This window comes from Paenibacillus terrigena DSM 21567 (genome assembly GCF_000374845.1).
GTDB lineage: Bacteria > Bacillota > Bacilli > Paenibacillales > Paenibacillaceae > Paenibacillus_K > Paenibacillus_K terrigena.
Map to the genome: position 1 here is coordinate 312,287 of NZ_KB895419.1, position 25,242 is coordinate 337,528.

General features: G+C 47.2%; 14 protein-coding genes. 13 read left to right on the forward strand and 1 reads right to left on the reverse strand.

Translation table 11 applies throughout. The features are described 5' to 3' along the window. Positions 1-11: 11 nt before the first annotated feature. From C558_RS0121530 to C558_RS0121550, 5 genes are all read left to right on the forward strand, one after another. On the forward strand, positions 12-1,826 hold the full coding sequence (locus tag C558_RS0121530; RefSeq protein ID WP_018758375.1) for a cache domain-containing sensor histidine kinase: 1,815 nt from the start codon (positions 12-14) through the stop codon (positions 1,824-1,826). Between the two features lie 14 nt (positions 1,827-1,840). Further along, positions 1,841-3,052, forward strand: coding sequence for a response regulator (locus C558_RS0121535; protein ID WP_018758376.1), 1,212 nt, complete (start codon positions 1,841-1,843; stop codon positions 3,050-3,052). Next, positions 3,053-4,000 (forward strand): substrate-binding domain-containing protein, encoded by a 948-nt coding sequence (locus tag C558_RS31605; protein WP_040675518.1) that lies wholly within the window; start codon positions 3,053-3,055, stop codon positions 3,998-4,000. 115 nt (positions 4,001-4,115) lie between these two features. After that, on the forward strand, positions 4,116-9,404 hold the full coding sequence (locus tag C558_RS32740; RefSeq protein ID WP_018758378.1) for a GH116 family glycosyl hydrolase: 5,289 nt from the start codon (positions 4,116-4,118) through the stop codon (positions 9,402-9,404). 371 nt (positions 9,405-9,775) lie between these two features. Next, positions 9,776-12,268, forward strand: coding sequence for a WG repeat-containing protein (locus tag C558_RS0121550; RefSeq protein ID WP_018758379.1), 2,493 nt, complete (start codon positions 9,776-9,778; stop codon positions 12,266-12,268). Between the two features lie 62 nt (positions 12,269-12,330). Here C558_RS0121550 and C558_RS0121555 read toward each other — a convergent pair whose 3' ends face one another. After that, positions 12,331-13,335: a serine hydrolase domain-containing protein gene (locus C558_RS0121555; RefSeq protein WP_156826223.1), complete on the reverse strand. Its 1,005-nt coding sequence runs from the start codon at positions 13,333-13,335 to the stop codon at positions 12,331-12,333. A gap of 291 nt (positions 13,336-13,626) precedes the next feature. Here C558_RS0121555 and C558_RS0121560 point away from each other — a divergent pair, with 291 nt between their 5' ends. The 8 genes from C558_RS0121560 to narH all read left to right on the forward strand — a co-directional run bounded on the left by C558_RS0121560 (position 13,627) and on the right by narH (position 25,212). After that, positions 13,627-14,871, forward strand: a complete 1,245-nt coding sequence (locus C558_RS0121560) for a sensor histidine kinase (RefSeq protein ID WP_018758381.1) — start codon at positions 13,627-13,629, stop codon at positions 14,869-14,871. 18 nt (positions 14,872-14,889) lie between these two features. Continuing rightward, positions 14,890-15,546, forward strand: coding sequence for a response regulator (locus tag C558_RS0121565; RefSeq protein ID WP_018758382.1), 657 nt, complete (start codon positions 14,890-14,892; stop codon positions 15,544-15,546). Next, positions 15,536-16,429, forward strand: a complete 894-nt coding sequence (locus C558_RS0121570; protein WP_018758383.1) for a GAF domain-containing protein — start codon at positions 15,536-15,538, stop codon at positions 16,427-16,429. The genes C558_RS0121565 and C558_RS0121570 overlap by 11 nt, the downstream gene beginning before the upstream one ends. A gap of 122 nt (positions 16,430-16,551) precedes the next feature. After that, entirely contained in the window at positions 16,552-18,087 is a 1,536-nt protein-coding gene (locus C558_RS0121575; protein WP_018758384.1) for an MFS transporter, read from the forward strand. A 17-nt stretch (positions 18,088-18,104) separates the two neighbouring features. Then, positions 18,105-19,376, forward strand: a complete 1,272-nt coding sequence (locus tag C558_RS0121580; protein ID WP_018758385.1) for a molybdopterin molybdotransferase MoeA — start codon at positions 18,105-18,107, stop codon at positions 19,374-19,376. Positions 19,377-19,391: 15 nt separating this feature from the next. Beyond that, positions 19,392-19,955, forward strand: coding sequence for a molybdopterin-guanine dinucleotide biosynthesis protein B (mobB, locus tag C558_RS32745; RefSeq protein WP_018758386.1), 564 nt, complete (start codon positions 19,392-19,394; stop codon positions 19,953-19,955). Between the two features lie 117 nt (positions 19,956-20,072). Continuing rightward, positions 20,073-23,753 (forward strand): nitrate reductase subunit alpha, encoded by a 3,681-nt coding sequence (locus C558_RS0121590; protein WP_018758387.1) that lies wholly within the window; start codon positions 20,073-20,075, stop codon positions 23,751-23,753. After that, on the forward strand, positions 23,743-25,212 hold the full coding sequence (gene narH / locus C558_RS0121595) for a nitrate reductase subunit beta (protein ID WP_018758388.1): 1,470 nt from the start codon (positions 23,743-23,745) through the stop codon (positions 25,210-25,212). The genes C558_RS0121590 and narH overlap by 11 nt, the downstream gene beginning before the upstream one ends. The last annotated feature ends 30 nt before the right edge of the window (positions 25,213-25,242 follow it).

Below are 25,242 nucleotides of genomic sequence, written 5' to 3' on the forward strand. Positions count from 1 at the left end.
AGACAAAATGTGTGCAAGACTCCGGAAAGACGGTGCGCGTATTGCGATTGCTGTGGACGACTTTTCAAAGTAAAAGTATTCAATTCAAGCTCACTGTCTATTTCCTAATCCTCATCTTGTTCCCTCTGTCTACATTAGGGTTTCTAGGCGACGTGATCTATTCACGGTCAATTGAGCGGGAGACGAATCAGCATACGATTCAGATTATTGAGCAGATCAACAAGAATGTAGAGTTCTATATCCATGATATGGAGAATATGATTGATATTCTATCTCAGGACCCGAATGTCCTGACATTTTTCCAGATCAAGAGTAATCTCGAAAACAATCGAGTCGATGTGGAGACGGAAGTGCGAAGGAATCTAGCGAATTTCAAGCATGTTCACCCGGAAGTTGCAGGCATTCTGATTGTCAATCCGAATGACTTGTATATTAGTAATGAAGAGTATCGGATCTCTCGTGACCCACTGACGAATGAATTTTGGTACAAACAAGCGATCGAATCCAAAGACCAATTGCAATTAATTAGTAGACCACTAGGTCGAAATCTAACAGCAGGCATTAACAATACCGCAGATGATGTCGTATCGATCATTAAGGACGTTAAACATCCTACTCGGGAGGATGTGATCGGTGTCATCTCGATAGATTTGAAGCTCGATACCATTGAGAAGATGATTCAAGGCATTACACTTGGGAAATCAGGGTTCGTCTATATTACGGATCGTACAGGAGAAATCGTCTATGCGCCTGTCAATCCCGTCGTGAACCGAGTGAATCCCAGTTGGCTGGAGAAGAAGGATTCCCATGCGATGGTGAAGACCATCCTCAATCAGAAGCATCAGATCATCTATCACCAATCTCAGTACACGCTGTGGAAGACGGTCGGTGTCTTCTCGTTAAGCGAAACGTTACAAGAAGTAACGACAATCCGATACTATTCACTCATCATCGGGATGGTGACGTTGCTGCTCGCATTTATCGTTGCCTTTATCTTCGTATCTTCGATTGTCAAACCGATGAAGAGTCTTAAGAATTTGATGAAGAAGGCGGAGAACGGTGACCTTAGCGTCCATTTCACCCATCCCTATAAGGATGAGATTGGGCAAGTCGGCAATAGCTTCAATAATATGATCGGAGAATTGCGGAAATTGATAGAACTGGTCTATCAGGAGCAGCAGAGCAAGCGGGAAGCGGAGATCCGCATTCTTCAAGCACAGATCAAACCGCATTTTCTATACAATACGCTTGATGGCATTGAATGGATGGCGGAAGAACAAGGTGCGAATGAGATTGCGGAGATGATCGGCGCCCTCAGTAACTTATTCAGGCTCGGATTAAGCGGTGGTCAAGAAATGCTATCGGTTCATGATGAGCTCGAACATGTCCGCAGTTATCTGATCATTCAGAAGATGCGTTACGAGAACAAGCTGGATTACGAGATCATATGTGATCCGGGCTTAGAACACTATCAAGTTCTCAAACTCACGCTGCAACCGCTCGTAGAAAATGCCATTTACCATGGGATCAAAGCTCGTCGAGGAAAAGGGATGATCCGGATACAGGCACACATTCGTGCGAACGAGTTGTGTCTTACCGTGTCCGACGACGGGGTTGGCATGACAGAAGAGAAATTGAAGGAAGTACGCGATACCTTGGATCGGAAAAGTATCGAATCCGTTGCGACATCCTTCGGAGGATTCGGTATTCACAACGTTAACCAACGCATCAAGATGTCTTTTGGCGATCAATACGGTCTCGAATTTCATAGTCAAGTCCATGTTGGGGTGACTGTCCATGTCTGGCATCCCCTGATACAAAGATAGTTGGAGGGGACCTCATGTATAAAGTGGTCATTGTGGATGATGAACCAAAGATAAGGCGCAGGCTGGTGCATGCATTGGATTGGACTGCGATGGATATGGAGGTTGTCGGAGAAGCGGAAGATGGGGAGATGGCACTAGACATAGCTACAAGGATGCTGCCTGACCTGATGCTCGTGGATATTTGTATTCCATTCCTTAGCGGGTTGGACCTCATTCATGCGCTGCGTGAGAAAATTCCAGATTGTCTCTTCATTGTGATTACGGGCTTCGATGATTTCACCTACGCACAGCAGGCTCTCCGGCTTGCTGTGTTCGATTATTTGTTAAAGCCAGTGCGTAAGGAACATCTGTACGAGGTTGTTCAAAAAGCACAGGAGAAGATGACGCGTCGGAAGCAGATCCATCAATATCATTCTTGGACGGAACAGCAGCTGAAGAAGAGTGATTCAGCGTTAAAAGAACGTTTCTGGCATGCGTGGATGTCAGGGTTGCTCGAGGGTACGGAGGTTCGAGATCAGCTCGCTTATTTGGATGTACAGCTTCCTGAACATTTCGGCATGATGCTCGTTCGGGTGGGTGAGAAAGGATCCTATAAACAGGGGGCGAAGGAATGGGATCACAATCTCTTGATGTTCGCCATCCAGAATGTGACCGAAGAATTCGTGCGGGCGTGTGCTCACTGCACCGTGTTCCGAGATGGTAAGAGCCACTTGGTCGTGCTAGTCTCCTTAAGTGGTCAGGAACTATCTTGGACAACCTTGGGGGATCAATTGACAGCATTCGTTGAACAACTCTCCAGTAGAAGCATTGTTATTCAGCAAGGGATTTCCGATCGTGGAGTGGCGAGTATCCCGGGGATCTATGTACAACTGCATCAAGCGTTAGACAAGGAGGATCATCGATCACCCGTTGTAATGAATGCGAAGAAGTTCATTGATGCGAATTATCATCAGGACCATATCTCATTACAAGATGTTGCCGAACGATTCCAGATCAGTCCGGCGTACTTGAGTCGATTGTTAAGACAAGAGCTCGGAATGTCTTTTATTGATTATGTAACTGAGGTGCGAATTCAGCATGCTCTGCGATTGATGCAGGACCCTCAAGTCAAAATCTATGAAATATCGGAGCGGATCGGTTACGCAAGTCAGCATTATTTTAGTGTCGCCTTCAAAAAAGTGCTCGGTGTATCCCCCACTGAATATCGGAAAGGGGTCGTGAAATAGGTGGCTAGCCGGGGTGTCCTTGTTACCTGTTTGCTCACGTGTATTGCGACCATCGCCATTGGATGTCAGACGTCGTCTCAATCGTCCGGGGAAGTTCGTTACTTGATCGGCATGTCTCAAGCCAATCTTGTAGAGCCTTGGCGTGTACAGATGAACCAGGAGATTAAATCTGAATCACAGCAGTATACCGAGATGAAGGTGCTCTTCGAGGACGCTGCGCAGAGCAGTGAGAAGCAGGTGAAAGACGTAGAGAAGCTGCTCGCCCAAGGAATTGATCTATTGATGATTTCACCGAATGAAGTCGAGGCGTTGAAGCCGATTGTCAATCGAGCGGCGGAGAAGATTCCTGTCATTGTCTTGGATCGAGATGATCCCGGATACAATTATTCACTGTATATTGGGCCCGATAATTATGCGATTGGCCAACAGGCCGGTCAGTTCGTCGTGAGTTTGCTAGGTAAGCAGGGGGGGAATGTGATTGAAATTCAAGGATTCTCCGATTCCCCTCCAGCTGTTGGCAGGAGCAAGGGATTCCAAGAAGTGCTCGCCGAACACGATAACATTCATATCGTGGATACGATTATTGCTGACTGGATGCGAGATCGAGCGGAGGATAAGGTGAAAGAAGTGATAACGCGGTATCCCAAAGTCGATGTCATATTCGCTCATAATGATGCGATGGCTCAAGGGGCTTCCATCGCAGCAGCGAAGCTGCGTATTCAAGGGATCCAGTTCGTTGGCATTGACGGGCTTTCTGGTGCTAACGGCGGGATCCAGCTAGTACGCATGGGTGTACTTACGGGAACCTTCAATTACCCAACAGGGGGAAAAGTAGCTGTACAGTACGCTATGAAGTTGCTCGATCATGAGAAGGGATTACCTAGACGGGTAACACTCAGCAGTGAGCGGATTACAAGGAGTAATTTTCAAGATGGATCCACGCCATAAGGCAGGGGAGTTCGGAATATTGCAAAGGGAGTACGCTTTATTATAAATACATGTGATTCGGGCGCTTATACAATGAGAGAAGGAAGGATTACATATGGAAGGTGGAGGAGTTTGATTGAAACGTAGGAATATGAAGTTTATGAGTCAATTTCTCATCTTTACGATTGTCGCCTCATTTCTTCAAGTCATGGTTCTGCCTCAAGAATCTGCTCAAGCCGCATCGCCAGCCCCTCTGATCAGCGACAACTTCGATACGGGTACCCTCACGAACTGGAACACGGTCAGTGGAACTTGGACGAATCCTGGAGCCGTAGCCCAAGGGGTATCGACTGGGGATGGGTTATTACTTCGTTCAAATGTGATTGGAAGCGATTTCACATATGAGGCGGATATCAAGCTTATGACGAGCAAGGCTGCGGGGCATTTGTACTTCCGGAGCAACAATACAGGGTCGAATGCTTATGCCGTTACGCTAGATTCCAGTTCGAATGTCATTAAGCTGTTCAAATTCCCTTATGTCGCACTCAAAAGTGTGAGTCAGACGTTGACGACGGGAACATCCTACCACCTGAAAGTGGCAGCAACGGGATCGAATATCAAAATCTACTTCAACAATGCCGAGACACCTATCATTGATATGAATGATTCAGCCTATACATCAGGACAATTCGGTCTCGGATCTTATGCAGGTACGGTCCAGATGGATAATGTCGTTGCGACAGATACCTCGATACCCGCTCCGACATCGAGTGTCAAATTCAGTCTGAATGGCAATGCAGCACCAGCGAAGAGCGTCTCTACTGTGGTTACGGTTACCGGAGCGGATACGTCTCCACTGCAATATCAATGGACGAAGAATAATGCTGCACCGGAGGGGGCGACTTGGACACCATTTGCCAGTGGAGAAATGATTCGGCAGCGTGATGTCGATGGGGATTGGTATCTGTACATTCGCTATACAGATACGAAAGGCGATGTACAGACGGTTGCCTCGAAACCGTTCCATCTCAATCAAGCCCTCGTCACGGCAGGGGCAGAAGAAGGTCAGAACGGTACGCATTGGGGATTTGAGAGTGGGACACTTGAAGGGTGGACCGTTCCAAGTAATGCTTCGAATATTCCGATTCTTGCTAGCAATGAATTTTTCCATAATACCCCTACAACTCCTTATAATAAAGCAGGTCAATTCTTCTTATCTACACTTGAAGGCAATAATACCTATGGGGATTCCTATCACGCGGTGGTTGTATCCCCTGAAGTGACGTTATCCCGACCTACGGTGTCGATGCTCGTCGGCGGCGGCAATGGATCGAACGTCTATGTTGCGGCTTGTACGGTAGATGCAACAAAGCCTTATAAATGCAATGAAGTTGGGAAGGTACAAGGTACGAATGCAGAGAACATGCAGCAGCGTTCCATGAACTTATCAGCCTATCTAGGCCAGAAAATTTTCTTCAAAATGGTTGATTCCTCGACGACAAGTTGGGGACATATTACGCTGGATGACGTCTTCGTGAATATTCCAGCAAGTCCAGCAGGATTGTCCGTGAGTCAGGGGACGACAGCGAATACGCTGACTTGGCAAGCCGTTACGGAAGCTGATGTGACTGGGTATAACGTATATCGTTCCATCAATCCAGACAATAACTTTATCCAATTGAATGACACCCCCGTGTTAGATGCGAGTTATCAAGATACGACAGCACAGAACAATCAAACCTATTATTACCGCGTGACGACGATCGGAACGGATGGTTCCGAATCAGCACCAAGCCGTGTGATGGCTTTCTATCGACCGGAGCAAGATTTATATGGACGTGGTTCCACGGTTACTTATTCGGGATCGCAGTTAACAGCCATTCAGTTCCCCGTAGGGCCAATTGGTGCTGGAGGTATCCGGTATTTCGGTACAGGCGAACGCAGTGAAGCGTGGATCTTCAATAGTGATGATACATTCCGGAATCTTAGTACAGGTCTTGTACCGAACAGCTTTTTCGCCGTCCGTGCGAAGTCTGAAGGCGATCAACCGATTGTCCGTGCACTGCAGACGAAAGCTGTAGGGGCATTCCAAGCGATGAAATCGTTGACTTTCCAAGGAGAGTTCCCACTAGGACGGTTCGATTTCCAAGATGATCAACTGCCAATTCAAGTGCAATATGATGTATTTAACCCAATGATTCCTGACAATCTGAAGGATTCAGCGATTCCAACCGCGATCTATACGATGACATTTAAGAATCCGACGAATAAGCATGTCGACGTATCCTTACTAGCTTCACAACAAAATGCAGTCGGTTTTGACGGGAAGGGTACAATTAACGGTGCTAAGAATCGGGACTTTAATGGTTATGGCAGCAACAAGAATGTTATTCAGACGGGCAGCGATGGTGCACATCTGCAAATGACAGGAACAAATGGCAGCATGACATTATCAGTGAGTGGCACCTCGACGAGTGGAACCGCTGCTTGGGATACTTTAGACTCGTTGCAAGCAGCCTTCGCTAATGGCGATGTGAATGGAGCGGCGAATGCCTTGAGTCCACAAGCAGGAACGACAGTTGATGGTGCGCTGACTTCCAGCCTGAACCTCGCTCCAGGAGAGTCAAAGCAGGTTCGTGTGGTGCTGAGCTGGTATTTCCCTCAGAATCCCGCACGTAACTTCGGTGGGGAAGGGATGCAATATACGAATTGGTGGAGCAATGCGTCCGACGTGGATCAATACGTCAGAACCCACCTTACGACACTAGAAGCCAAGACGAAGCTCTATCATGATACGCTGTATAGTTCCAATCTACCGCAATATGTATTGGATCGTCTTACTTCGGCAACGGCATTACTCCATACACCAACCGTATTCTGGGCAAAAAATGGGTTCTTCGGCGGTTGGGAAGGTTATGGGTGCTGTGACAATATGCCGAATCACGTATGGCACTATGCCCAAGCACATTCTCGGTTATGGCCAGAGCTTGGTCAGATGTTCGATCAACAATGGCTTGATGCCGTAAGACCGGATGGCTTACTCCCGTATCGATATAACACGCCTACGTTTTCATTTGATGGTCAGAATGGTGTCATTCTATCGGCTTACCGTGATTATCTGCAATCTTCGGACACCGATTGGTTGACGAAATATTGGCCGAAAATCAAACTTGCGATGGATTATGTGATTAACCATCACGATCCGAAGAAGAACGGTATCTTGGAAGGCGCTGCACTTACGACTTTGGATGCAACGTCCCCAACGAATAGCAGCTGGCTTGGGTCGATGTATCTGGCTGCTGTAAATGCATCTTCCAAGATGGCACGTGCAGCTGGAGATACAGCAACGGCGGATTTGTATGAGAGCATTTATAGTAAAGGCCGCGTGAACCAAGAGAATATGCTATGGAATGGCCAGTATTACATTGAGAAACCGATCAATGCACCCGATGCGGATAAAGTTCTCGGTAACGGGCTCGAGATCGATATGCTGCTCGGGCAGTGGTGGTCATCTCAGTTGGGCCTTGGAGACATCTATGATTCCGAGCATATGAAGATTGCCCTCAAGAATTTATTCGAGCAGAATTACTACGATAACTTCATCGACTTCGTGCATCAATATCGTACGTATGTGGAACCGACGGATGCAGGAATGATCATGTCGACTTGGCCGAATAATGATCGACCATCGAATAGTATTCATTATTTCGATGAGGTTATGTCCGGATTCGAATATTCCGCAGCGGCAGAGATGCTTCGCCGAGGAATGCTTGAAGAGGGGCTGACCATCGTCAATGCGGCTTCAAATCGGTATGACGGCCGACTTCGCAATGATTCATATATGACCTTCGGTGGTTGTGGCATTGGAGATGGAACTGGTAATCCATTTGGTGATGATGAGTGTGGTCAATGGTATGGGCGAACTCTCTCCTCTTGGTCGCTCCTGCTATCACTTCAAGGCTTTACCTATGATGCACCGAATCACATGATCGGGTTCGCGCCGACATGGCAACCGGAAGACCATAAATCTTTCTTCACGGCAAGTGACGGCTACGGTACGTTCAGTCAGAAGCGAAGCGGTAACAATCAGACTTCGAGCATTACGATAGCTTCCGGTAAACTGGATCTGAAGAAAGTAAATCTCTCCATTACGGAGGGCATGGTTTCTGCTGGATGGCATGTTCGCTTAAATGGCATACCGGTTGAAGGCGCCGTTGTTACGGTAGACGGAACAAATCTTACTGCGACTGCGAGCTTATCGCAGGTTGTCACGTTAGACGATGGAGATATACTAACTGTACAATCGGGTACGGGTCTCATCGTAACAGGTGAGCAAGGTGCAACTTCGATTACGACGAAAGGCGGCACGTTGCAAATGAAGGCATCGCAAGGGGCAGTCACGGAAGGTAAGAGCCTATCTGTAACTTGGAGCGTGTATGGGGCCGAGCGGACCGTGACAGACCTCGCGACAATAAGTGCTGATGGATTGCTACAAGCTGTCAAAGATGGCAATGTCACCGTCGTTGCTACCGCCGCTGATGGTTCAGGTGCGACAGGTGAAGTGGTCATCGCCATTCTTGGGCAATCCGATACACCTGCATTGCCTTCAGGAACCTTAAAAGGAACGAGCAATGTCACTTCGGGGCAGGAGTTTAGCCTAACCTACGGATTGAAAGGACTTACGAACAAGATCTACGCGCAGGAAGTGACACTAACCTACGACCCTGAGCAGTTGGAGCTACTTGCTGCCGAATCGCTGCAAGATTCATTCAAGATCCTGACATCGCAGGCTGAATTGACGAAAGTGCCCGGTAAAGTGAACATCATTGCGGCGTTCGTCGATACGGCAGATGTGAATAACGGCGATTGGATGACGCTTAAATGGAGAGCCAAGTCACCTGTAGCGGTAAACACGTTGGTCACCTTATCGAATCTAAATGTTGCCGATGGTGAAGGGATCGAGACTGTGATCGATGGCACGACGCATGCAATTACGATTGGCGAAGTTAATAAAGCAGTTCTGTCAGCACTCATCACGGATGCCCAATCGCTACATGATCAAGCGGTAGAGGGCAACCAGTCAGGACAATATCCAACGGGTTCCAAGGCTATCCTGCAGACGTCGATTAATAAAGCCAAAGTGGTCGCAGTGAATCCATCAGCAACACAGCAGCAAGTAGAGCAGGCTGTAACAGATCTGAATGAAGCAGTATCGAAATTTAAGGCCTCCGTCAATCCATCCGTCTACGGAGATTTGAATGGAGATGGCAAGATCAGTATCGGAGACTTAGCTATCGTAGCTTCTTACTACGGTAAAACATCCGATGATGCGAATTGGTCGACGTATAAGCGAGCAGACATGAACCATGACGGACGCATCGATATTAATGATTTGGCTGCCGTGGCGACATTGATTCTCGGGTAACGTAAAGGAACCCCCTAGTGCTATAGAGGGTATCCCACCTCCTCAGGTGGAGATGCGAAATCGATAGCGGTAGGGGGTTCTGCGTGGGAAAGTTTCTATTAGAGATTTAGCAATTGTCGTATTGGCCTATGGAAAATCGTCATCAGAGCCCGATTGAATCGAGTGAAGGGCGCGGATGTCACGCATGATCATAAGGTAGATATTAGCGACCTTGCTGAAGTTGCGGTACAGATTCTGAAGTAAATAGTGAGGATAAGACCATTTTCTAGTCAGGTTGACTGTGAAATGGTTTTTTTCATAAGAAGCAAGCATATCTTCCGATAACCCGCATACGATTAGGCGAAGAAAGCGGGAAAGAGGAGGATTCTGGCATGTCCGAGAACATAGATCAGTTGATGCAGGTCGTAAAGGCTCATTTGCCACCGGGTGCGGAAATCATCTTGATCGATAAACCTAACTCACATGCGGCCGTCTACGCAACGAATTTAACAGGAAGCTCATCGCCGGAAATCGTTGTTGTGTACCGTCTGAATGGTGAACTCCATTTGATTGTGCTACAAAATTTCAATGGGAAGTGGGAACGGGTTGCAACGGTAAACGGTCCGGGCTACGGCGTAACGCTATTGACTGCAGCGCCGGTCGTTCAGCCTGGACAGAATAATCTGCTCGTCGGTTGGCAGATCGGTTCGATCTGGTCGAAGTTGTCCGTCTATACATTGACGAAGGATGGTCTGCGAGATATAGCGCCTGACAATATGTATTACAGCTATATCGAAGTGGAAGATATGCTGGGTCCGACAGGAACAAATGGCGTAGCCGATATCGCGCTCTGGATCCATGATACGGGGGAAGCTTATCGAGTTATGGTTCTACGTTGGCATAATGGCACTTTCGAGCCAGCGCCTGATTTATATCCTTACTATTTCCCTCGCGTTGTTCGATATTACGAACGAATGACAGAGCAGCATCCCGATTATACATTTTATTGGTATTATCTCGCTGATGCCCAGTACCGCGCAGGTATGCCGCAGTCAGCACTCATTTCTGTCCGCAAGGCACTTAGCTTCAATCAACCGTACCCTTCGCGAGAAGACTTGCTGGAGCTTGAACGGCATATCAAGCACATGCTAGAGGAGCAAAAGGATATGCCTCGGCGGTCGGTTGGATTATTTCCCGCTTCACGTAAGACGACAGAAGGAACGAGATGGGGCTATATTGATGCCAAAGGTGAGATGGTGATCCAGCCTCGATTCGATGATGCGCGTGATTTCCAAGATAATGGCTTAGCTATTGTTAGTGAGAAAGGCAAATATGGCGTGATCGATGCTTCGGCACGATACGTTGTTCAGCCTATTTATAATTCAATTAACTCCTTTAAGGATCGTAGAGCGATCGTGATCGATCGTGATGGGTTCAAGATGATCGATGAGAAGGGAAATGTACTGACCCAACATGCGTATTCATTCATCGCAGATATGAGTGAGCATCGCGCTGTATTCTATGTCACCAATGATAGCAGCAGCAAATATGGGTATTTGGATGAAAAGGGTAATGAGATTATTCCAGCACAGTTCGAAGAAGCCGGGGATTTCAACGATGGCAAGGCTGTCGTAAAAATTAAAGACAAATCCTATGCACTAATTAGACCTGATGGCCGTCAACTGGTGACGTACAATTATGCTTTTGTCGGCCCCCTTGGCGATGGCATGCTCGCATTTCAACAAGATTCTGCGGGCAAGTACGGTTATATCGATGAACGCGGTAAGATCGTGATCCAACCTACATTTACGATGGCATTTCCATTCCATGACGGAAGGGCCATCGTGAATACGGCTGAGGGTTACAAATCGAATTACGGCGTGATTAATAAAAAGGGTGAATTAATCATCCAGCCGATATATAACGACATTCGAGATCTGGGTGATGAACGGTTCGCACTGGGGAATGCGGTGGATCCAGAGCAACCCTTTATCGGTTCGATCTATGCCATTGCGGATTGGAATGGCAAGCGCTTGTCGGATTTCATCTATACGAATGTTGAGAATTTCGATAACGGTTTAGCTTCTGCTACGGATGCCAGACAGACGTATTTCATTGATCGGAGCGGGAAGCCTGCATCAGGTTACCCACGTGTTGACGGTAGTGGCACATTGACGCTTGAACGCAAGAATCTGATCAAAGCCTTCATCGATCGCCGCTTATCTTATATCGATCGAGAGGGACGGATCATCTGGCAACAAAATACGGTGATCCCCTTAACGCCACCTTACGCTGTGAAAGAAGAGAAATTTAAGCCCAATCCCAACTATCTCGTCTATTATCCGCAAATTGAAGGGATGTCCGATGCCGCAGCGCAGCGGAACGTTAACGATAAGTTGAAAGAATTGTCTCAAGTGAAGCCGATTCCAGCAGACAAGAAGCTCAATTACACGTATGATGGCGATTTCGATGTTACTTTCTATAAGGAGAATCTCCTGGTGCTGCAACTAGACGGATACAATTATCCGATCGGGGCGGCCCATGGGATGCCGACGAAGACGCATGTGATGATCAACTTAACCAATGGACACATGTATGCATTGAAAGACTTGTTCAAGCCAGATAGCGATTACGTGAAAGAATTGAGTCGGATCATCGGCACGCAAATTAAAGAGGATCCACAATATTCTTATGTGTTCCCTGGCAGCTATACGGGCATTAAACCTGATCAACCGTTCTATGTTACGGAGGATGCGCTTCACATCTATTTTGCGCCTTATGAAATTGCTCCTTATGCTGCAGGATTCCCGACGTTTACGATTCCATTTGCTTCAATCATGTATATGATTAATACGGATGGGGAGTTCTGGAAATCATTTCATTAACGATGTGAAATAATAGAGACTGCCGGTTAGGGAATCGGCAGTCTTGCCCATATTTAGATTCGTTAATCCGATTCGGAACGTAATATTTCACCAATCAATCCTTCGAGTTGATGAACGCCTGTATCCGTATTGGTCATGATGACCGTAGCAGTCTCTACATAGGGATTTGCGATGATCATGCATTGAAATCCGACCCCCCAGCCAAGAGATGAGAATACCATATCCTGACCGTTGCCCTCTAAAAACAGGTCCAAACCGGTCCATTCTCTACAACCTTGTGAGGTGACCATCTCTCTTGCATATTTCTCCGATATCCCTATTTTACTCTGCCCTCGAATGGAATCCATAAGTTCAATGACTAAGCGTGCTAAATCTGTTGACGTGGACCATAGTCCGGCAGCTGCTGGATAAGGATAGATCGGATATTTGCCATCGACAACATCGCCACTTCGGTGATGACCGCTCGCAAGACCGTCTCTATTTCCTGAAGGAATTGACGTTAGAATAGTGCTCTTACTCATATGTAAAGGCTTAAATAGATGTTCGTCCAGGGTGACGCCATAAGGCTTCCTTGTAACGTCTTCGATAAGCTGCTGAATAATACAAAATCCTGCGTCAGAATAATGAAAATCGCTCCCAGGTTCGTATTTTACGATGATCGATTCTTTACAATAGGGGGTGTTTCCTATTAGTAGATTCGCCATTGTAGGAATAGACATATTGGGATCTAGTTCGGTGAAGCTGCTCTTGGGATCTATGATGCCTGATTGATGACTAAGCAAGGTTCGAAGTGTGACTTTACAAGCTTGCGTATATGTATGATTAGGAACTTTCCACGACGTGAGTCTATCATTAACATTTTCATCTAGGTCTAGGATGCCTTGTGAAGCGAGCTTCATGACCAACATGGACGATACAAATTTACTAATGGAACAAGCATTGAACAGGGTTTGCTGGTCAACTAGCGTAGAAGTACCCGCTTCAAGAACGCCATACGTTTCTGTCTTATGAATTTGACCGTTTCGAATCATTGTCATACTCATCCCGGATACATGATAGTGTTCCATACGTTGATTTACATCAAAACTTCGTACCATATCTTCTGATTTCTCCTTTTATCTCCGAATATCGCATACATATGCTGTATTTATACAGTGTAGAACATTTGTTCTATATATTCAATACGGCTGTCCATAGTAAACAATTAAATTACATAATAAAAGTTATGTAAACTAAATTTCCGATGTGTATTTTATAGATTTTGACCTTATATATAAATGTGATAAACATCACACTTCGAACGATTAAATCAATGATAGACTTTCAGTAAGTAAGGACGGAGGGAATGAGCGCCTTTGATGTCAACGTTCCAAAAGACAAAAACATTCGTAAGGTTTATGGTGAAGAATGGAATATTGACCATAAGCACAACACTTATTATTGTATTTGCAATTCGCGCCATTCTTTATGATGGAAGTCGAAGCTGGCTGGATTATATTCCAATTTTCTTATTTGTACTAATGATCACCACGTTATTTTTCTTTATTATTTATTGGCAGAGTCACAAGCTCCGTTCGGAACAAGAATTACTCTCCAATGTGTTCAAGCATAGTCCGGATGGAATTCTGGTGTTGGACGACGCATTGAATATCGTTAGAATGAACCCCATCGCAGGCCAAATGTTGAACTTGGACAATGAACAAGTTACGCTGAATTTCTGCAATCTTTGTTCCAATTATCCGGGACTAAATAAGCTCTGTTCCTATCAAAACTGTTTTATCATGGGGTCCACTCCACAGCCTGTTGAGTTGCAGCTAACAACGTCAAAGGGCAAGACGAAATCCATGAATGCGAGTGTGTCGCACTATGAGGATCCGATGTATGGCCTGTTGAACATCATTCGCATTCAAGAAGTTGAGCAGCAACGGCAGGAAGAGCAGCATCAGATCGCCAAAATGATTACTCACTCGATCCTATCCGCACAAGAAAATGAACGTAAACGCATCTCGCGTGAACTGCATGATGGGATCGGTCAGTCACTTTATAGTATTTTGATTCAGACGGAAGTGTTGAAGGCGACTATAGAGACCGAGCCCCTTACAACGGATGCGCCAATGGATACTTTGCAGGAATCAATCCGTCATACGATCGAAGACATTCGAGATTTGTCTGTCGAATTGCGTCCTTCTGCGTTAGATGATATTGGACTTGTCGCGGCACTACGCAACTATGTTCGGTTATACGGGCAGAAGTTCGGGATTCAAGTGTTGTTCACGATTGAAGGAGACAGCGGACGATTGCCAGCGGCGCATGAAATTGCCTTTTACCGCATCGTACAAGAGGCATTAACGAATGCAGCGAAGTATTCACAGACCGAAGTTGTTGATGTCAGGTTAAAGCTGCTGCCGACGCTTGCTGAGCTGCATATTCGCGATTATGGGGTTGGGTTTGAGATGACAACCGAATTACGTCATGGCGTTGGTCTTTATAGTATGGAAGAACGTGTGAATATCTTGGGCGGGGAATTCGATATGCAATCGGCCCTTGGACAAGGGACCGCAATTCTAGTGAAGGTGCCAGTTAGCGAGCAGGAAGCCACCTAAGGAGAGGATGAAGGTTCAATGGATATCAAAGTATTAATCGTTGATGATCATGCCGTTGTTCGGAGTGGACTTCGTGCAGTTCTAGATACGAAACCGGGGATTAAAGTCGTAGGAGAAGCGGCAGATGGGATATCCTGTATGAAGAAAGCTTTTGAGCTGCATCCGGATCTTGTGCTAATGGATTTGAGCATGCCGAATGGGCGAGATGGTCTCTACACGACAAGTGAGCTTCTGCAGTCCATGCCGGAGATCAAGGTCATTATCCTTACGATGCATGACGATGAGCAATATCTGTTTCGAGCGCTAAAGGCAGGAGCCTCGGGCTATATTCTCAAATCAGCACCGATCTCGGAGTTAGTTACGGCCATAACGCAGGTTCATCAAGGACTTGTCTATTTGCATCCCACAGCAACGAAAAAAGTGATCGAGGGCTACTTGCATGGTCAAACACGGGAAACGAAAGATACGTTTGAATCCTTGACGGAGCGTGAGAAAGAGATTTTGACGCTTGTCGCGAAAGGGTATACGAATAAGGAAGCAGCAGAGTTATTGACGATTAGTGTTAAGACGATAGAGAACCATAAGGCCAATATTATGGAAAAGCTCCAATTGAATAATCGTCGTGAATTGATGAAGTACGCCTTTAGAAGGGGGTTGCTCGACTTTGACTCATGAAAGTGATCAACCGCTGACAATTCAACAGAAAATTCAGCTGGAATTGCAGCGGTTAAAGTTGGAGATGGCTCTTGATTTTGTCGCTGTTGCACTTGCTGATGCGAATTACCGGGATATTTATTGGAAAATTGCGCTTGGTGCAAGATCTGAGCGTTATAAAAGAATTACGGTGCGAATGGGCAACGGCATGGCAGGAAAGGTGTTGCAAGCCAAACGCCCACATATTGTGACCTCTTTTCCCGAAGAAGTGCGGGATGAGGTGTTAGAATACCCGATTTTTCTTGTTGAATCATTAATTTCGGGTGTGGGGGTATCCGTAGACTCCGCTCGGAAAGAGCAGGAGCAATCCTACGGGGTTCTTCTGGTGGGTCAACGGGAGGAGCGGGTTTTTGATCAACAAGAGATTGAACGAGTAGAGCGAAGTGCAGCGGTGCTCGCAGAATTATACGATCGTACCGTGCTCCATCCCTCATCAGATGAGATGCACATGTTAGTACATGCTGAACACGCGAGTCCGGTCCTTCTGCGATTACGGAATTTTCGTGCGAAAGGCGTAACGTGTGAACTATTGGACCAACGCATTATTCGATTGTCGTATGAGCGCCAAGAACAGATTGCTTCGATCCTCGAACTGCTTGTTCATCATTGCTCACGAGCTATTTCTACGACTAGGATTGTTCTAGATCAAGATGAGTTAGGACATACCCAAGTCGAATATGAATGTGCAGGGGGATGTCATTTTTCTCAAGAGATACTTAATCCCGTTAAAGATCAACTCAAATCATTAAAATGTGATTTGGAAATTGTCATGGAAGAACGGAGACAATCGGTACGATTTACTGTGCCAACACGATTATTATTAGATGAACTGAACTGGAATTAAATAGCGCAAATCCGAGATGGGGAATTTCCTAGAGAGCAAATGAGGGAATTCCCCAATTTTTTTCAAGACATACTCCACGGATAATAGAGCTTAGGTAGTCGATATAACGAGGAGGAATGGGCATGAAGCCATCCAAAGCTATTTTACCCTTACAAACTTTGAGTCTTATTCTCGGATTTGCGGTGTGGGGCATCTTATCATCATTAATTGTGTTCATCAAAGACGGTATTGCGTTAACGCCAGGCCAATTATCTCTTGTCACGGCAGTACCTGTTGTGCTCGGCTCCATCTTGCGGATTCCATTCGGCTATTGGACCAATAAAATCGGGGCGCGCAAGATGTTCTTCATCAGCTTTATTGTGTTGTTGGTTCCTGTATTTTATATCAGTCATGCGAAGAGCTTCCTTGATCTTATTATTGGCGGATTGTTCTTAGGGATATCGGGGGCGACGTTCTCGGTAGGGGTTACCTCCTTGCCGAAATATTTTCCGAAAGAAAAACATGGGTTCGTCAATGGAATTTACGGTTTAGGGAACCTTGGGTCAGCGCTTAGTACGTTCTTTGCACCTGTCTTGGCGACACAGATTGGATGGCGTTCTACGGTTCAAGTCTACTTGATTCTCCTTGCTGTCTTTGCGATTGCGAACTTCTTCATCGGGGATCGTAAGGAAGAGAAGCTGAATGTCTCCTTAACCGAACAAATTAAAGGGATCTATAAGAATGAAAAATTATGGCTTATCTGTTTCTTTTATTTCATTACGTTCGGGGCATTTGTGGCATTCACGGTCTTCTTACCGAATCACCTGGTCCATAACTTTGGCATTAGTAAAGTAGACGCGGGCCTGCGTACCGCAGGGTTTGTGACCTTAGCGACCTTTATGCGTCCGGTGGGCGGATGGCTCGGGGATAAATTGAATCCTTTTAAAATATTGCTGTTCGTATTCGGTGGGTTGACAATCGGCGGGATCCTTCTTGCCTTCTCCCCATCGATACCGCTCTTCACAGTAGGTTGTCTAATGATCGGACTTTGTGCGGGGCTCGGGAACGGAACAATTTTCAAATTGGTTCCGCTGTACTTCTCCAAGCAATCGGGGATTGCGAACGGGTTGATCTCGGCGATCGGGGGTCTCGGAGGATTCTTCCCACCTCTAATGCTATCGGCTCTTCTAGCGATGACAGGTCATTATGCGATCGGATTTATGGCGTTAGCGATGGTTGCCTTGTGCAGCGTGCTGCTCGTGCTGTATATGTACTGGCAAGATCGTGTGAAGCTCGCGGAGCAAATTGTACAGAGTACATCGCAAGCGGTATTGGTCACGAATCCAAAAGGACTGATACTAACGGTCAATCCGGCTTTTACGGAGATTACAGGCTACGTAGCGGAGGTGGCGATAGGACAGAAGCCAGGGTTCTTAAAATCTGGAAAGCATGAAAAGCCGTTCTATGACGTAATGTGGAAACAGCTCAAAGAGAAAAAAGCTTGGGCAGGTAACATCTGGAATAAAAAACAAAATGGCGAGCTGTATCTTCAACATCTCACGATTAATGGCATTCAAAATGATGTCGGTGAGACGAATTACTATGTTGGGGTATTCAGTGAAATCGACCCTGTGGAAATCCAGAAGAATACACTAAAAGTGGCAGCGAGTACAAAATAGAGGCGGGAGGTGCTTCCATGAACGGTAGAAAACAACAACAGAATTTTATGCGCAAAGCAATTAGTGTGCATGAGGCTACACGTCTCGTGCTTGAGAGCGTACATGTGATGCCAACGGAAGAAGTACCGATCCTGCAATGTATAGGCAGAACATTGGCTGTGGAGCTTGTTGCACCACAGCCAATGCCGCATTTTCGCCGTTCAGGTATGGATGGTTTTGCGGTGATGTCTGAAGATACGAAGCAGGCGACGATCGGTACACCGATTTCACTTCAGATTATAGATCATGTGCCTGCGGGGATGGTATCGGAGAAGCGATTAAGCTCGGGACAATGCATTCGTATCATGACAGGTGCATCGGTTCCTGATGGTGCAGACGCAGTAATCAAATATGAGATGACGGAAGAAGACATTTCACCGGATGGCACAGAAATGTGCAAAGTGAAGGGTTCCGTTGTCGTGGGTGAGAATGTATCCCCGATTGGCGTAGAGATTGCAGCGAACGAGACGGTACTGCGTTCGGGAGTTCGGATCGGTGCGGGTGAAGTTGCGTTACTCGCCATGTTCGGCATCCATTCGGTACAAGTCTATAAGCAGCCCAGGATCGCCATTGTTGCAACGGGTGCCGAGCTGCTACGTGTGGAAGACGCGTTAGAGCCTGGACGAATTCGGAACAGTAATGCGTATATGCTAGCTGCAGCGATAACGGAGTTCGGCGGTATTCCAATCGTGTTGGACCGTGTCCCAGATGATGCAAGGATAGCGAAGCAAGTGATTCTTGAAGCGCTTCATGATCATGATGTCGTCGTAACGACGGGCGGGGTGTCCGTCGGGGATCATGATATTCTGTACGATGTAACGCAAGATTGGGATGGCGACCTGTTATTCAACAAGGTGATGATGCGCCCGGGAAGTCCGACGACCTTTGGACGATGGCAAGGGAAGCCCCTATTCGCGCTCTCAGGGAATCCAGCCGCCTGTTATGTGGGATGTCGGTTGTTTCTTCGTCCAGCACTGCGAGGCATGATGGGTGCAGACCTTGTGCCTGAACCTCGGGTCATGGCGACATTAACTGTGGATTATGTGAAATCAGATCGGTTTACACGCTTTGTCCGTGGTGTCATGACAGAACAAGAAGGAAAGCTAACGGCAGCACCCGTAGGGTATGATATGTCGAGTGTGACCGTGTCCTTACGGGATGCGAATTGCTTGATATGTCTGCCAGGATCGCCGAAAGGCTATGCGGCAGGCTCGTTCGTTGAGCTCATTCCGTTGAAGGGATTTTATTAGGAGGGAGCGAGAAGAATGATCTTACGATCTGATGAAGATTCAGTCCTACCGACTGTACCGGTGCTGCAAATTATCGGTTACAAAAATAGCGGCAAAACAACGCTCGCTTGCAAGCTTATCTCAGCACTCACGGCCCAAGGTATTCGAGTCGGTTCGGCCAAGCATGATGCGCACGATTTCCGTCTGGATGATCCGGAGACAGATAGTGAACAACATCTGTTGCATGGTGCGTTGGAGACGGTACTGACCTCATCGTCTGCTACCCGAACCATGCGAAGAACCAAGACTTCACTAGGCGAAATTGCGCAACAGTTGCATAGCCGTGTAGATATTCTCATCGCCGAAGGCTTCAAAGCCGCACATTATCCGAAAATTGCCCTAATCCATCGCTTCGATGAGATAAGCGATCTGTTCAACCAAGCAGCAGATATTCGCTTATGGGTAAGCTGGGAAGACCCCAAAAATGCAGCGACTACAGCTCTCCAAACCTCAGGTACCTCGTCACCCCCAATTCTTCATATCAAGAATCAAGAAATCGTCCTTCAAGAGGCACTTTTCCTCGCCTCATCCCTCATTTAACACATTCCGTAACAGATTTCGGGGAATCCCTACCGACGAATGAGGGAGTTCCCCTCTCTTCGCAGCCCGCTCCAGCACCTACAATAGAAATATCATATGGCGCAAGGAGTTGGAACGATGAATAAGAGCAATCCACTATTACAAAAACTGAAGTTTTTCCGTAAGCGCGATAAGAATTCGGAAGGGTGGAGTGAACTATCCCCCGCCGATCGGTCTTGGGAAGAGATGTACCGGAATCGTTGGCAGCATGACAAGGTTGTTCGTTCGACACATGGTGTGAACTGTACAGGTTCCTGCAGTTGGAAAATATTCGTGAAAGACGGAATCGTCACGTGGGAAACACAGCAGACGGATTATCCGACGACGGGACCCGATATGCCGGAATTCGAGCCGCGTGGCTGTCCGCGTGGAGCCAGTTTCTCTTGGTATCTCTACAGCCCGTTAAGGGTGAAATATCCATATATTCGTGGAAAGCTCCTTCATCTGTGGCGCGAAGCGAAGAGCAAATATAACGATCCTGTTGCAGCGTGGAAATCCATTGTCCAAGATGATCACAAAAAATTGACCTATAAATCAGCTCGTGGTAAAGGCGGCATGGTTCGAGCTTCATGGGATGAAGTGTCGGAGATTATCTCCGCTTCCATGATCCACACGATCAAACAAAATGGGCCGGACCGCGTCATTGGATTTTCACCGATCCCAGCGATGTCGATGGTCAGTTATGCGGCAGGTTCTCGGTTCTTATCCTTAGTTGGTTCGCCGCTTCTAAGCTTCTATGACTGGTACGCGGATCTACCGCCGGCTTCCCCGCAAATCTGGGGAGATCAGACCGATGTTCCGGAGAGTAGTGACTGGTACAACTCAAGTTACTTGCTTGTCTGGGGTTCGAATCTACCGATGACCAGAACACCGGATGCTCATTTCATGACGGAAGCTCGTTACCGTGGGACGAAAGTGGTATCCATTAGTCCCGATTATGCCGAGTTCGTGAAATTTGCCGACAAGTGGCTCCCTGCCAAGCAAGGTACAGATGGCGCACTCGCCATGGCGATGGGGCATGTCATTCTGAATGAATTCTATGTACAGCAAAGAACGTCGTATTTCGAGAATTACTCGAAGAAATATACGGACTTTCCGTTCCTCGTCCTACTCCAAGAGCAAGGTGGAGCAATCACGGTGGATCGGTTCCTTACCGCGAAGGATCTCGGGATCGAGACCAATAATGCGGAATGGAAAACCGTCCTCATCGATGAGAGCACAGGGGAGCTACGCATCCCGAACGGAACGATCGGCTCACGTTGGGGCGAAGAAGGCAAATGGAATCTCGAATTGATCGATACGTTAACAGGGGAAGAGATTGCACCTCAGCTTGGATTACGAGAATCTGCAGAAGGTCAGCTTGAGATCATGCTTCCGTATTTCAATGAAGAAGGCAAATCTACGATTTCTCGCCGCATTCCGTACCGAATCATTACGGGTGCAGACGGCGCGGAATATCGCGTAACGAGTGTATTCGATCTCATGCTAGCCCAATATGGCGTCGATTCGATACATGGAAGTGACTACGATGACGAGAATACGGCATACTCCCCTGCATGGCAGGAGCAAATTACAGGCGTTGATCGCGCATCCGTCATCCAGATTGCCCGAGAGTTCGCGCAGAATGCGGTAGATAGTGAAGGTCGATCGATGATCATTGTCGGCGCTGGGATTAACCACTGGTACAACTCGGATACGATTTATCGCAGTGTCTTGAATCTGATCTTAATGACGGGCTGCCAAGGCGTGAACGGCGGTGGATGGGCGCACTATGTCGGGCAAGAGAAATTACGTCCTGCAGAAGGTTGGGCGAACGTTGCTTTTGCAAGAGACTGGACGATGCCGCCGCGGCAGCAGAACGGGACATCCTTCTTCTATTTTGCAACGAATCAATGGCGGTTTGAATCCAATCCCGTCGATGGACATACATCCGCGTTGGTGGACAAAGCACGTTATGCGCATTATGCGGATTACAACGTGATGGCTGCGCGCTTAGGATGGTTACCATCCTATCCGCAGTTTAATGAGAGTTCGATTGCGTTAGCGAACGAAGCGGCTGCGCAAGGGCACGATAGCCCTGAAGCGGTTGCTAAATATGTTGCTCAGCGATTGAAGAATCGGGATTTGCAGTTTGCTATCGAAGATCCGGATGCAGATACGAATCACCCCAAAGTGATGTTCGTCTGGCGCGCGAATTTGATCTCAAGCTCTGGTAAAGGACATGAGTACTTCTTGAAATATCTGCTCGGCGCGCACAATGGCTTATTGAATGATGACTCCGAGACGATTCGTCCCGAGGAGATGAAGTGGCATGACCAAGCAGCGGAAGGGAAGCTCGATTTGATGGTGGATATCGATTTCCGGATGTCGGGAACAGCAGTGTACTCCGATATTGTTCTTCCTGCTGCGACATGGTATGAGAAGAGCGATTTATCGTCGACCGATATGCATCCATTTATTCATCCATTTAATCCGGCGGTACCGCCGTTATGGGAATCCAAGTCGGATTGGGAGACGTTCAAGACGATCGCGAAGACCTTCTCTGAGATGGCTGCTAAGCAATTTGATGCACCGCAGCGGGATATTGTCGCCGTGCCTTTACAGCATGATACTCCCGATGAGCTATCGCAGCCATTCGGTAAAATTCTCGACTGGAGCAAAGACGAGATTGAAGCCATACCAGGTAAGACGATGCCGAAATTCGTTGTCGTGGAGCGGGATTATGCAGCTGTATATAAGAAAATGACTTCGCTCGGACCTAACATTAAAGATAAGCCCTACGGCATTAAAGGGATGAACTGGTCTGCAGCGGATGAATATGAATTGATGAAGAAAGTGAACGGTGTTGTCGATGAGCCCGGGATCAGTGAAGGGTGTCCGAAGCTCGTCACCGATCGTCATATGTCCGAAGCGATTCTTACGTTATCCTCTACAAGTAACGGGAAAATGGCCGTGAAAGCATGGGAAGCACTAGAGAAGAAAACTGCGCTTAAATTGAAAGATTTGGCGGAGGATCGCATCGAAGAACGATTCACATTCAACGAGATTACGACACAGCCGAAGACGGTGATTACTTCACCAGCATTCAGTGGTTCCGAACAGCATGGGCGCCGTTACTCGCCATTCACCACAAATGTGGAACGCCTGATTCCGTATCGCACGCTTACTGGACGTCAGCATTACTTCTTGGACCATGAGATGCTGACCGAATTTGGTGAGAATATGGCGATTTACAAGCCGACGATGAAGCACGCGCCATTCCATACGAACAAGAAGCGCCCTGCAATCAAAGGGAAAGAAATCGTTCTGAACTTCATGACGCCGCATAGCAAATGGTCGATTCACAGTATGTATTTTGACTCACTCCCGATGCTCACGCTGTTCCGAGGCGGACCGACCGTCTGGATCAATAAGGACGATGCCGCAGATGCGGATGTGTTAGATAACGATTGGATTGAGTGCTTTAACCAAAATGGTGCCGTCGTTGCGCGTGCGGTTGTTACCCACCGGATGCCGCGCGGCATGGCCTATATGCACCATGCACAGGATCGTACGATCAACGTGCCTGCGACAGATGTGACAACCACTAGAGGTGGAACGCATAACAGTCCGACACGGATTCATGTGAAGCCAACCCATATGATAGGCGGCTATGCGCAGCTGAGCTACGGATTCAACTACTACGGACCTACAGGCAATCAGCGGGATCTGTACGTCGTGATCCGCAAACTTGAGGAGGTGAATTGGCTTGAAGATTAAAGCACAAATCGGGATGGTCATGAACTTGGATAAATGCATCGGATGTCATACCTGTTCTGTCACGTGTAAGAACACATGGACGAACCGTAAAGGTGCGGAATATATGTGGTTCAATAACGTTGAGACCAAGCCAGGCATCGGGTATCCCAAACAATGGGAGGATCAAGAGAAATACAAAGGCGGTTGGGTGCTGAAGAACGGCAAGCTGGAGCTACGATCCGGCAGCCGCGCCAATCGATTGAAAAATATATTTCATAATCCTGATCAACCGACGATCGATGATTATTATGAGCCTTGGGATTACGATTATGAGAAGCTACAACAAAGTCCGGAACGGAAGCATCAGCCTGTTGCACGTCCGAAGTCGCAAATTACAGGCGAGTATATGAATTTGGAGTGGGGACCGAACTGGGAAGACGATCTCGCGGGCGTTCATGAATCGGGTTATCGCGACCCGAATATGGCGGGGATAGAAGAAGCGGTTCGCATGGAATTCGAACAAGTATTCATGATGTATCTGCCAAGAATTTGTGAGCACTGCATCAATCCTTCCTGTGTATCGAGCTGTCCGTCGGGTGCGATGTATAAGCGTGAAGAGGATGGAATCGTACTCGTCGATCAGAACGCTTGCCGCTCGTGGCGGTTCTGCGTATCGAGCTGTCCTTACAAGAAAGTCTACTTCAACTGGCAGACGAACAAAGCGGAGAAATGCACATTGTGCTTCCCACGGATTGAACAAGGATTGCCTACGATTTGTTCGGAAACTTGCGTAGGACGTATCCGTTACCTGGGTGTGATGTTCTATGATGCAGATCGCGTTGAGGAAGCAGCTTCTGTAACCGACGAGAGCAAGCTCTACGAGTCGCAATTAGATATTTTCCTTGATCCGAATGATCCAGAAGTTATTGCAGCGGCACGTGCAGCGAATATTCCTGAGGATTGGATCGAGCATGCGCAGCGTTCACCGATTTATAAGATGGCGGTTGACTGGAAAATCGCGCTCCCGCTTCATCCGGAATATCGAACATTGCCGATGGTTTGGTATGTACCGCCACTGAGTCCGATTACGAATATGGTGGAAGGCCAAGGGGCGTCGGCGACGCCGGATGATATTTTCCCAGCGATTGATGATATGAGAATTCCTGTACAATACCTGGCGAATCTACTCTCAGCAGGTGATACGGAAGTCATTACGAATGTTCTGAAAAAGATGGCTGTCATGCGTTCGCATATGCGTTCGCATAACCTAAAAAAGGCACCAAACCTCGCATTGCTAGAACAATTTGGTATGACTGCTAAAGATACGGAAGAAATGTACCGCCTATTAGCCATTGCGAAGTATGAAGACCGGTTTGTCATTCCAGCAGCACATCGAGAAGAGTTCGCGGATCTTTATTCAGAGCAAGGTGCTTGTGGATTTACGAATATGATGGGTGGACCTGGACCCTGTGGCGGTTAAATCTATAACCCTAACCCTATCAAATAAGGA